The 11,482-nt window shown below is 70.6% G+C and carries 9 protein-coding genes and 2 pseudogenes; all 11 read left to right on the top strand.

Annotation, left to right across the window (positions count from 1 at the left end):
• The first annotated feature begins 16 nt into the window (after positions 1-16).
• Positions 17-622: a HupE/UreJ family protein gene (locus MJ602_RS08945; RefSeq protein ID WP_243020417.1), complete on the top strand. Its 606-nt coding sequence runs from the start codon at positions 17-19 to the stop codon at positions 620-622.
• A gap of 82 nt (positions 623-704) precedes the next feature.
• Positions 705-1,046, top strand: a complete 342-nt coding sequence (locus MJ602_RS08940) for a hydrogenase maturation nickel metallochaperone HypA/HybF (protein WP_243020416.1) — start codon at positions 705-707, stop codon at positions 1,044-1,046.
• Positions 1,047-1,060: 14 nt separating this feature from the next.
• Positions 1,061-1,975, top strand: a complete 915-nt coding sequence (hypB, locus tag MJ602_RS08935; protein WP_243020415.1) for a hydrogenase nickel incorporation protein HypB — start codon at positions 1,061-1,063, stop codon at positions 1,973-1,975.
• A 9-nt stretch (positions 1,976-1,984) separates the two neighbouring features.
• A complete protein-coding gene (locus MJ602_RS08930) occupies positions 1,985-3,148 on the top strand; it encodes a Kae1-like domain-containing protein (RefSeq protein WP_243020414.1) in 1,164 nt (387 codons plus the stop codon).
• Entirely contained in the window at positions 3,139-3,369 is a 231-nt protein-coding gene (locus tag MJ602_RS08925) for a HypC/HybG/HupF family hydrogenase formation chaperone (protein ID WP_162014921.1), read from the top strand. Before MJ602_RS08930 ends, MJ602_RS08925 begins: the two co-directional genes overlap by 10 nt.
• Complete coding sequence (gene hypD / locus MJ602_RS08920; protein ID WP_243020413.1) at positions 3,366-4,505, top strand: hydrogenase formation protein HypD; 1,140 nt, start codon at positions 3,366-3,368, stop codon at positions 4,503-4,505. The genes MJ602_RS08925 and hypD overlap by 4 nt, the downstream gene beginning before the upstream one ends.
• Positions 4,502-5,560: a hydrogenase expression/formation protein HypE gene (gene hypE / locus MJ602_RS08915; RefSeq protein WP_243020412.1), complete on the top strand. Its 1,059-nt coding sequence runs from the start codon at positions 4,502-4,504 to the stop codon at positions 5,558-5,560. The genes hypD and hypE overlap by 4 nt, the downstream gene beginning before the upstream one ends.
• A gap of 182 nt (positions 5,561-5,742) precedes the next feature.
• On the top strand, positions 5,743-7,542 hold the full coding sequence (locus tag MJ602_RS08910; protein ID WP_243020411.1) for an enoyl-CoA hydratase-related protein: 1,800 nt from the start codon (positions 5,743-5,745) through the stop codon (positions 7,540-7,542).
• A pseudogene (locus tag MJ602_RS08905) lies at positions 7,539-9,021 on the top strand (sigma-54-dependent transcriptional regulator). The gene MJ602_RS08910 and the pseudogene MJ602_RS08905 overlap by 4 nt, the downstream one beginning before the upstream one ends.
• A pseudogene (locus tag MJ602_RS08900) lies at positions 9,014-10,030 on the top strand (NADH-quinone oxidoreductase subunit B family protein). Before MJ602_RS08905 ends, MJ602_RS08900 begins: the two co-directional pseudogenes overlap by 8 nt.
• On the top strand, positions 10,027-11,478 hold the full coding sequence (locus MJ602_RS08895) for a nickel-dependent hydrogenase large subunit (RefSeq protein WP_243020410.1): 1,452 nt from the start codon (positions 10,027-10,029) through the stop codon (positions 11,476-11,478). The pseudogene MJ602_RS08900 and the gene MJ602_RS08895 overlap by 4 nt, the downstream one beginning before the upstream one ends.
• Positions 11,479-11,482 lie beyond the last annotated feature (4 nt).

Below are 11,482 nucleotides of genomic sequence, written 5' to 3'. Positions count from 1 at the left end.
CGGCCAGGAGATGGACATGCGACGCGACTGCCTTGGTGCCATGGTTTTGCCGATGTGGGGGCTCTGCATGGTCGCGGGGTCCGCCCACGCCCATGGGGGCCCGGGGCCTGCCCAGGCCGCCACGTGGTTCAGCGGCCTGGTCCATCCGGTGCTGGGCGCCGACCATTTGCTGGCGATGCTGGCCGTGGGGCTGTGGTCCGCCGCGGCTCCCGCGCGGCGCCGCTGGCAGGCGCCCGCCCTCTTCGTCTCCACCATGCTGCTGGGCGCGCTGGCGGCGGGCTGGGGGGCCAGGGGGCCCGCTGGCGGGCTGGAGGCCGCCATCGCCGCGAGCGTCGCCGCGCTGGGCGTGCTGCTGCTGGGCCGCGCGGTGCTTCCCCGCGCCTGGTGCATGGGCCTGGTCGCTGCCGCCGCGCTGCTGCATGGCATGGCCCATGGGCTGGAGTGGGACCCTGCCACCCCCTGGCTGGCTTACGGCGCGGGCTTCACCCTGACGACGGCGCTGCTGCACCTCGGCGGCCTGGGGCTGGGCCTGGCGCTGCAGCGCATGCATGCAGCATGGCTGCGCGTGGCCGGAATGGGAATCGGCGGCGCCGGCCTGGCCATGCTGCTGGCGCGCGCTTGAGCCATGTACGTCCCTGCACATGCCCCGGGTACGGCGCACAGGCGGCCGGGCCTGGGCGGTGCGCAATGCGGGGAGCAGGTCCGTGCATGAGCTGAGCCTGGCCGGTGGCATCCTGCAGGTGGTGGAAGACGCGGCGGCGCGCGAGGCCTTTGCGCGCGTGCTGCAATTGCGCCTGGAAGTGGGCCGGCTCGCTGGGGTGGAAGTGCCGGCGTTGCGCTTTGCGCTGGACGCCATCGCCCCGGGAACCCTGCTCGAAGGGGCGCAAGTCCTCATCGACGAGCCGCCCGGCCGTGCCTGGTGCCCGGGCTGCGGTGCCGCGGTGGAGATCGTGCAGCGCGGCGATGCCTGCCCCGCCTGCGGCGGCTACGGGCTCGCCCCCCAGGGTGGGGACGCATTGCGCGTGCTGGAGATGCAGGTGGCATAGAAAGGAAGCCGAACATGTGTGTCGTGTGTGGATGCAACAACCCAGAGGTACCCGCGGCCGCCGGTGCGCAGGTGGATGCCCGCACGGGCGATCTGCACTTTGGCGCCGGCGCGGCGCGGGTGTCGGTGCCGGGGCTGAGCGAATCGCGCACGCTGCGCATCGAACAGGACGTGCTGGGCGCCAACAACCAAGTGGCGCAGCACAACCGCGCGCATTTCCATGCCCACGGCGTGCGTGCGCTCAACCTGGTCTCCAGCCCCGGCTCGGGCAAGACCACACTGCTGTGCGCCACCATCCGTACCTTGCAGCAGCAACACCCCGAGCTGCCGCTGGCCGTGATCGAGGGCGACCAGCAGACCTCGCACGACGCCGACCGCATCCGCGCCAGCGGCGCGCCGGCCATCCAGGTCAACACCGGCAAGGGTTGCCACCTGGACGCCCCCATGGTGGCCCAGGCCTTCGCCCGCCTGGCGCTGCACGACCATGCGCATGAACACGGGCACCACGACCACGGGCACGGGCGCCACCACCATCCGCAGTCGCTGCTGTTCATCGAAAACGTGGGCAACCTGGTGTGCCCCGCGCTGTGGGATTTGGGCGAAGACGCCAAGGTGGTCATCCTCTCGGTCACCGAGGGCGAGGACAAGCCGCTCAAGTACCCCGACATGTTCGCCGCGGCACAGCTCATGGTGCTGACCAAGACCGACCTGCTGCCGCACCTGAGCTTCGACGTGCAGCGCTGCATGGACTATGCGCGCCGCGTCAACCCCGGCATCCGCATCCTCCAGCTCTCGGCCACCACGGGCGAGGGCATGGACGCCTGGCTGGATTGGCTGCTGCACCCCGATGCCATCGAACCCACCAGCGTGCAGACACGCATCGCGCAGCTCGAAGCCGAGCTGGCGCGGCTCAGATCCGGGCAGGGTTGAGGGGGCGCCATGGCACGCATCCTGGCCTGCGGAGCCTTCCTGAAAAACAGCGCTTGCCTGTTCGATACCCAGGCGCCCCAGACGCCGCTGTGGTCCGCCGTGCATGGCGACCTGTCCGACCCGGCCGCGTGCGCGGCGCTGGAGCAGTCGGTGGAGGATCTGCTGGCGCGCCCCGGCGCGCCGCTGGACGCCGTGGCGCACGACCTGCACCCGGACTTCTTCAGCACCCGCCTGGCGCTGCGTGTGGCCGGGGAGCGCGGCCTGCCCGCCGTGGCGGTGCAGCACCACCATGCCCATGCGGCGGCGGTGCTGGCCGAGCACGGCGTGCAGGAGCCCGTGATCGCCCTCACGCTCGACGGTGTGGGCCTGGGGCTGGATGGCACGGCCTGGGGCGGTGAACTGCTGTGGGTGCATGGCGCGCGCTGTGAGCGGGTAGGGCATCTGGCGCCACTTGCGCTGCCCGGAGGCGATATCGCGGCGCGCGAACCCTGGCGCATGGCGGCAGCCCTGCTGCACGCCAGCGGCCAGGCCGAGCAGATCGTGCCGCGCTTCGCACCCGTCGTGGGCGAAACGGCGGCACGCACCGTGCAGGCCATGCTGGCACGCGGGTTGAACTGCCCGCAAACCACGGCGGCCGGGCGCTGGTTTGACGCCGTGGCGGGCCTGCTGGGCCTGTCGGTACGCCAGGACATGGAGGCCCAGGCCGCCATCGCGCTGGAGCAGGCGGCCACGCGCCATCTGCAGGCCCACGGCGGCGCGCTGGCGCAGCGCACCGAACCGGCGCTGGCGCCGGTGTATGCCACGGGCTGCATCGATCTGCGCCCGCTGTGCCTGCCTTGGGCGCAGTGGTCTTCACCCAGCCGGGCGCAGGTCGAGACTGCCGCCGCGCAGTTCCACCTCGCGCTGGCCGATGCCCTGGTGGCGCGGGCCACGCGGGTGGCCAGCGAGCGGGGGGTGCGCTGCGTGGTGCTGGGCGGTGGCTGCTTCTTCAACCGCATTTTGGCCGAGCGTTGCGTGGCGGGTTTGCAGGCGCAGGGCCTGCGGGTGCATACGGCGCAGGCCTTGTCCTGCGGCGATGCCGGGCTCGCGCTGGGCCAGGCCTGGGTGGCCGCGCAGCAACTGGCGCAGGCGTCCTGTCACAACTGTTCAGAGGAGACGACCGCATGTGCCTAGCCATACCCGCCCGCGTGGTGGAACTGTTGCCCGGTCAGCAGGCCGTGGTGGACCTGTCCGGTGTGCGCAAGCAGGTGTCCATCGCCCTGGTGGACGATGCGCAACTGGGCGACTACGTGATCGTGCATGTGGGCTATGCCATCGGCAAGATCGACCCCGAGGAAGCCGAGCGCACGCTGGCGTTGTTCGCCGAACTCGCCAGTGCGCAGGGGGGCGCATGAAGTACATCGACGAGTACCGCGACGGCGAACAGGCGCGCCACATCGCGGCGAATATTGCCGCCGAGGTGCGGCCTGGGCACAGCTACCGCTTCATGGAGTTTTGCGGCGGCCACACGCACGCCATCGCGCGCTATGGCATTGCGGGCCTGCTGCCCGAGAGCGTGCGCATGATCCACGGACCTGGCTGCCCGGTGTGCGTGCTGCCCATCGGCCGCATCGACCTGGCGATCCGCCTGGCGCTGGAGCGCGGTGTGATGCTGTGCACCTACGGCGACACCATGCGCGTGCCCGCGTCGGAAGGGCTTTCACTCATCAAGGCCAAGGCGCGGGGGGCCCATGTGCGTATGGTCTATTCGGCGGCCGACGCCCTGGCCCTGGCCGACAAGCACCCCGAGCGCGAAGTCGTATTCCTGGCCATTGGCTTTGAAACCACCACGCCGCCCACCGCCCTGGTGCTGCGCGAGGCGCGGGAGCGGGCGGTGTCCAACTTCAGTGTGCTGTGCTGCCATGTGCTCACGCCAGCCGCCATCACGCACATCCTCGAATCGGCGGAGGTGCGCCAGCTGGGCACCGTTCCCATCGACGGCTTCATTGGCCCGGCGCATGTGAGCATCGTGATCGGTTCGCAGCCCTACGAGCACTTTGCCGAGGAGTACCGCAAGCCCGTGGTGATCTCGGGCTTCGAGCCGCTCGATGTGATGCAGGGCATCCTCATGCTGGTGCGCCAAGTCAACGCGGGCCGCGCCGTGGTCGAGAACGAGTTTTCCCGCGCCGTCACGCCCGAGGGCAACCTGGCCGCGCAGAACCTGGTGTCGCAGGTGTTCGAGCTGCGCGAGAGCTTCGAGTGGCGCGGCCTGGGCGAGGTGCCCTACAGCGCGCTCCAGATCCGCCCAGCCTTTGCCGCGTGGGACGCCGAGCGCAAGTTCGCCTTGCAGTACAGCAGCGTGCCCGACCACAAGCAGTGCGAGTGCGGCGCCATCCTGCGTGGCGTCAAGCGCCCCACTGACTGCAAGTTGTTCGGCACCGTGTGCACGCCCGAGAGCCCCATGGGTTCGTGCATGGTGTCCAACGAAGGGGCCTGCGCCGCGCACTACGCCTACGGGCGGTTCAAAGACATTCCGGTGGTGTCCGCATGAGCATCCGCAAAGACTACGTCCGTCCCATCGACTTCAAGCAGGGCCGCGTGGACATGACGCACGGCGCCGGGGGGCGCGCCAGCGCGCAGCTGATCGACGAGCTGTTCGCCCGCGCCTTCGACAACGACTACCTGCGCCAGGGCCACGACGGCGCCCTGCTGCCGCTGCCCGGCAGCGGGCGCCTGGTGGTGGCGACCGACGGGCATGTGATCTCGCCGCTGTTCTTTCCCGGTGGCGACATCGGCGCGCTGGCGGTGCACGGCACGGTCAACGACGTGGCCATGTCAGGCGCCATGCCGCTGTACCTGACGGCCAGCTTCATCATCGAGGAGGGCTTCGCACTGGCCGAGCTGCGCCGCATCGTCGAATCCATGGCGGCGGCCGCGTGCGCGGCGGGTGTGCCCATCGTCACCGGCGACACCAAGGTGGTGGAGCAGGGCAAGGGCGATGGTGTGTTCATCAGCACCACCGGCATTGGCGTGGCACCGCCGGGTCTGACCATCGATGGGCGGCAGGCGCGCGTGGGCGATGCGGTGCTGGTCTCGGGCACGCTGGGCGAGCATGGCGTGGCGGTGATGTCGCTGCGCGAGTCGCTGGAGTTCGAGACCGCCATCGTCTCCGACAGCGCGGCCCTGCATACCCTGGTGCAGGCCATGCTGCAGGCGCTGCCCGACCCCGCGCTGCTGCATGTGCTGCGCGACCCCACGCGTGGCGGCCTGGCCAGCACGCTCAACGAAATCACGCGCCAGTCGCAAGTGGGCATGCTGCTGCGCGAAGCGGACATCCCCGTGCTGCCCCAGGTGGCCGCCGCCTGCGAACTGCTGGGGTTGGACCCGCTGTACGTTGCCAACGAGGGCAAGCTGGTGGCCATTTGCGCGCCCGAGGCCGCCGAGCCCCTGCTGGCCGCCATGCGCGCGCACCCGCTGGGCCAGGGGGCGCAGCGCATCGGCACTGTCATCGAGGATGCCAACGGCTTTGTGCAGATGGACACGCGCTTTGGCGGCCGCCGCGTGGTGGACTGGCTCAGCGGCGAACAGTTGCCGCGCATCTGCTGAAGTGAAGCACCCCCCTGAGTCGCCTTCGGCGCCTTCCCCCCGCTCTCGCAGCGCTGCGCGCTGCGGGCAGGGGGACGCCGCCGGTGCGGCGGGGCGGCCCTTGCACGGCGGCACTGGCCTGGGGCGCGCCGGTTTCATGCGTGGCGGGCGCCGCGTTCGCGGAATGGATAACTGAGATGGCTATGCGTGTTCTTTTGCTCACCCACAGTTTCAACAGCCTGAGCCAGCGGCTCTTCGGCCTGCTGCGCGCGCAGGGGCACGAGGTGTCGGTGGAACTGGACATCGCCGACTCCGTGACCGAGGAGGCCGTGGCGCTGTTCCGGCCTGACCTGGTGCTCGCGCCCTTCCTCAAGCGGCGCATACCGGCATCGGTCTGGTCGCGCACCGTGTGCCTGGTGGTGCACCCCGGCGTGCCGGGTGACCAGGGCCCCAGCGCGCTGGACTGGATGCTCATGCGTGGCGAAGCGCACTGGGGCGTGACCGTGCTGCAGGCCGTGCACGACTACGACGCGGGCGAGGTCTGGGCCTGGGAGTCCTTCGACGTGCGCCCCGGGGCCAGCAAGTCCAGCGTGTACCGGCGCGAAGTCACCCAGGCCTCCGTGGTGGCGGTGCAGCGGGCGTTGCAGCGCTTTGTGCCCGGCCAGTGGCAGCCTGCGCCCGAGGGCGCCGTGGCGCCGCACGGGCCGGGGCGGTGGCTGCCGCTGATGCCCCAAGCCGAGCGCCGCATCGACTGGCAGCACGACGACACCGCCACGGTGCTGCGCAAGATCGCGGCGGCCGATGGCTTTCCGGGTGTGCTTGATGCCTTCTGGGGCCAGCCCTGCCGCCTGTTCGACGCCCACGCCGCCAGCAGCGCCGTGGTGGCGCGCTGCGCGGCGGCGGCGCCGGGTGCGCTGGTGGCGCGCCGTGGCCCCGCGCTGCTGCGCCGCACGGTCGATGGTGCGGTGTGGATCGGCCATGTGCGCCCCGACGACGGCCAGGCCGCACGCGCCGATGGGGCCAGTGCGCTCAAGCTCGCCGCCACGCGCGTGTTCGCCGCGCAGGCTGCCGCGCTGCCCGCCTGGGAGGTGCCGCTGGAGCGCGACGCCGATGAATGGGACGAGCTGCGCTACCACGAGTTCGGGCCCGAGGGCGCGCGCGTGGGCTGGCTGGACTTCGGCTTCCACAATGGCGCCATGTCCGAGCGCCAGTGCCTGCGCCTGCGCGAGGCGCTGCGCTGGGTGCGGTCGCGTGCCACGCAGGTGCTGGTGCTGGCCGGTGGGCAGGAGTTCTTTTCCAACGGCATCCACCTGCACGACATCGAGGCGGCGCAGCGCATCGACGGCGACAGCGCAGCCGATGCCTCGTGGCGCGCCATCAACGCCATCGACGATGTGGCGCTGGAGATCCTCACGTTCACCGACCGCGTCACCGTCGCCGCGCTGCAGGGCAATGCGGGCGCGGGCGGCTGCTTTCTGGCGCTGGCGGCCGACGAGGTCTGGGCGCACGAGGGCGTGGTGCTCAATCCGCACTACAAGAACATGGGCAACCTCTACGGCAGCGAGTACTGGACTTATTCGCTGCCCCGGCGCATTGGCGAGGCCGCCAGCCGCGCCGTCATGCAGCAGCGCCTGCCACTGGTGGCGCCACTCGCGGTGCAGCGCGGCCTGCTCGACGCCTGCTTTGCCGTTGGTGGCCATGCCTTTGTGGAGCAGGCGCGCGAGCGCGCGCTGGCCTTGGCCGCCGCGTATGATTTGCCGCTGCGCCTGCAGGACAAGGCCCGGCGCCGTGCCGAGGACGAGGCACGCAAGCCCCTGGCACGCTACCGCGAAGAGGAGTTGCAACGCATGCAGCGCAATTTCTACGGTTTTGACCCCAGCTACCACGTGGCACGGCACCATTTTGTGTACCGCAAGCCGCACGCCTGGACGCCGCGCCACCTGGCCCCGCACCGCGACATCGCGCCCTTGTCCGCGTCCCCATCCGTGCCCCACGTCGCATGAACGCGCCCGACCCCTCCCTGCTGCACGATACCCTGCCGCTGGTGCTGGTGGTGGACGACGAGGCGCGTTCACTCGACGCCATCCGCCGCAATCTGGAGGAAGAGTTCCGCGTGCTTACGGCGGCCAGCGCAGACGAGGCGCGCGGCCTGCTGGAGCAGCACGAGGTTAGCGTGATCCTGTGCGACCAGCGCATGCCCGGCACCACCGGCGTGCGCTTCCTCAAGGAGGTGCGCGAGCTCTGGCCTGACACCGTGCGCATCATCATCTCGGGCTACACCGACTCGCAGGACATCATTGCGGGCATCAACGACGCGGGCATCTACCAGTACGTGCTCAAGCCCTGGATGCCCGAGCACCTGCTCTCCACCGTGGCCCGCGCCGCCGAGGCACGCCGCCTGCAGATGCAGACCCAGCGCCTGAACCTGGAGCTGCGCACCAGCACGCCCGCGCAGTGGCCAGCGCACCCGTGCCACGCTGGCCACTGCGCGGGCGGCCTTTGGTTTTGACCGCCTGGTGCGTGCGCCGGGCAGTCCGCTCGACGCGGTGTGCGAAATGGCGGCGCGCGTGGCGCGCTACGACCTGGCGGTGCTCATCACCGGCGAATCCGGCACTGGCAAGGAACTGCTGGCGCGTGCCATCCACTACGCCAGCCCGCGTGCCGAACGCGCCTTCGTACTGGAGAACTGCGCCGCCATGTCCGAGACGCTGCTCGAATCCGAGCTCTTCGGCCACAAGCGCGGCGCGTTCACCGGGGCCTTCGAGGACCATGTGGGCCTGTTCCAACGGGCCGATGGCGGCACCATTTTTCTGGACGAGATCGGCGACACCTCCCCCGCGTTCCAGGTCAAGCTGCTGCGCGTGCTGCAGGAAGGCGAGGTGCGCCCCGTGGGCGCCAGCCGCCCCGTGGCGGTGGACGTGCGCGTGATCGCCGCCACGCACCGCGACCTGGAGCAGGACGTGCGCAGCGGGCGCTTCCGCGAAGACCTGTACTACCGCATTGCCAGCATGACGCTCACCGTGCCGCCGCTGCGCGAGCGCAGCGCCGACGTGCTGCCCATCGCCGACATGCTGCTGGGACAGGCCTGCCAGGAGCTGGCGCGGCCTGCGCTGGGGTTCTCGCCCGAGGTGCGCGCCAGCCTGCTGGCTTACCCCTGGCCGGGCAACATCCGTGAGCTCAAGAACGAGGTGTACCGCGCGGTCGCGCTGTCCGAGGGGCCTCAGGTCTCGGCGGCGGCGCTGTCCTGCCGCGTGCTGCACGGCCAGCAGGGTGCCAGCGCTGCTGCGCAACCGGGTCTGCAGATTCCGGGCAGCGGCAGCCTGCAGGAGCGGCTGGACGCGATCGAGGCTGCCATCCTGCGCGAAACCCTGCTGCGCCACCGCTGGAACAAGACGTACGCTGCCAAGGAGCTGGGCCTTTCGCGCATGGGCCTGCGCCAAAAGCTTGCCCGCTTCGGGCTGGAGGGCCAGGCCGATGGCTGAACCTGCTTTCAATGTGTTGTGGCTGCAATCGGGCGGCTGCGGCGGGTGCAGCATGTCGCTGCTGTGTGCCGACACGGGCGACTTTGCCGCACAACTGCGCCAACTGGGCATCCATTTGCTGTGGCACCCCTCGCTGTCGCTGGCCACCGGGGAGGGGGCCTTGCAGGTGTTCCAGGACTGCCTGGAGGGCCGCACCCCCTTGCACGTGCTGTGCATCGAGGGCGCAGTGCTGCGCGGGCCGGGCGGCACCGGGCGCTTTCACCTGTTGGCGGGTACGCAGCAGCCCATGATGGACTGGGTGCGCAGGCTCAGCGCTGTGGCGCACCATGTGGTGGCCGTGGGCAGTTGCGCGGCCTATGGCGGCATCAGCGCGGGCGGCAGCAACCCCACCGATGCCTGCGGCCTGCAGTACGAGGGCGACTAGTGCGGCGGCCTGCTGGGCGCCACCTGGCGCGATCCACAGGGCTTGCCGGTGGTGAACGTGGCGGGTTGCCCCACCCACCCCGGCTGGGTGCTCGAAACCCTGGCCGCGTTGGCCGATGGTGCCCAGCCCTTTGGGGCCGAGCAGCTCGACAGCCTGGGCCGGCCGCGCGCCTACTGCGACCAGCTGGCCCACCATGGCTGCGCGCGCAACGAGTTCTACGAATACAAGGCCAGCGCCGAAAAGCCCTCGGACCTGGGCTGCCTCATGGAGCACATGGGCTGCAAGGGCACGCAGGCGCACGCGGACTGCAACATCCGCTTGTGGAACGGCGAAGGCTCCTGCGCACGCGGCGGCTATGCCTGCATCAGTTGCACCGAGCCCGGTTTCGAGGAGCCGGGCCATCCGTTCCACCAGACACCCAAGGTCGCGGGCATTCCCATCGGTCTGCCCACCGACATGCACAAGGCCTGGTTCGTGGCGCTGGCCTCGCTGTCCAAGTCGGCCACGCCGGGGCGTGTCAAGCGCAACGCCACGGCGGACCATGTGGTAGTTGCGCCCATGGTGCGAAAGACAAGATTGAAATGACGCGGCTATTGGTAGGCCCGTTCAACCGCGTGGAAGGTGACCTGGAGGTGCGCCTGGAGGTGGACGCAGGCCGCGTGCGCGAGGCCTGGGTGAATGCGCCCATGTACCGGGGCTTTGAGCAAATCCTGCAGGGCAAGCATCCGTTTGACGCGCTGGTGGTGGTGCCGCGCATCTGCGGCATTTGCTCGGTTACGCAGTCGGTGGCGGCGGCGCGTGCGCTCGCGGCGGCCTGCGGCGTGCAGGCGCCGCCCAACGGGGTGTGGCTCACCAACCTGATGCTGGCCTGCGAGAACGCGGCCGACCACCTCACGCATTTCTACCTGTTCTTCATGCCCGACTTCACGCGCGAGGTGTATGCGGGCCGCGCCTGGTATGCCCAGGCCGTGCAGCGCTTTGCGCCGCTGGCGGGGGAGCACGCGCGCGAGGCCCTGGCCGTGCGCCAGCGTTGGCTGCAGCTCATGGGCACGCTGGGCGGCAAGTGGCCGCACACCCATTCCATCGCCCCCGGCGGCAGCACGCGCAACCTGTCGGCGCCAGAGCGCCTGCGCCTGGGCGCGCGCGTGGCCGAGCTGCGCAGTTTTCTGGAGCGCGTGCTGTACGGCGCGCCGCTTGAAGAGGTCGCCACCTGGGGCTGCGAAACCGCCCTGACCGAGTGGCTGGAGCGCGACCCGCAGCAAGGCGATCTGCGCCTGTTCCTGCACATCGCCGCCGACCTGGATCTGCAGGCCCTGGGCCGCGGCCCGGACCGCACGCTCAGCTATGGTGCCTTTGCCGACCCCCAGGGCCGACACGCCATGGCGCCCGGTGTGTGGGATGGGCAGCAACTGCACGCCGTGGATTTTGCCCAGATCACCGAAGACGCTCGCCACGCCTGGCTGGCCGAGGGGGCGGGGCCGCTGCACCCCGCGCGGGGCCTGACGGAACCCGACCCCGACAAGCCCGGCGCCTACACCTGGAACAAGGCCCCGCGCCTGGCCGGCCAGGTGCTGGAGACCGGCGCGCTGGCACGCCAGCTGGCGCAGGGCCAGCCGCTGCTGCGCGCGTTGTGGCAGCGTAGCCGGGGCAATGTGTTCACGCGCGTGCTGGCGCGCGCCATGGAGCTGGCGCAGCTCGTACTGCTGGCGCAGGACTGCCTGCGCGCCATTGTCCCCGGCGCTCCCTGCTGCGAGGAGGCGCACCTGCCCGAAGCGGCCGATGCCGTGGGCCTGTGCGAGGCAGCGCGTGGCAGCCTGGGGCATTGGCTCTCGATCCGCGGCGGGCGCATTGCCAGCTACCAGATCGTTGCGCCCACCGGCTGGAATTTCTCGCCGCGCGACCATGCTGGCACGCCCGGCGCACTGGAGGCCGCGCTGGTGGGCGCACCCGTGCTGGCGGGTGAGACTTCGCCAGTGGCGGTACAACACATCGTGCGTTCGTTTGATCCTTGCATGGTGTGCACCGTCCATTGATGCC

Origin of the sequence: Simplicispira sedimenti, assembly GCF_022760965.1 — a bacterium.
GTDB classification, from domain to species: Bacteria; Pseudomonadota; Gammaproteobacteria; order Burkholderiales; family Burkholderiaceae_C; genus Simplicispira; species Simplicispira sedimenti.
Note: the sequence above shows the minus strand (reverse complement) of the source record. Positions and strands in the feature narration are given on the sequence as shown.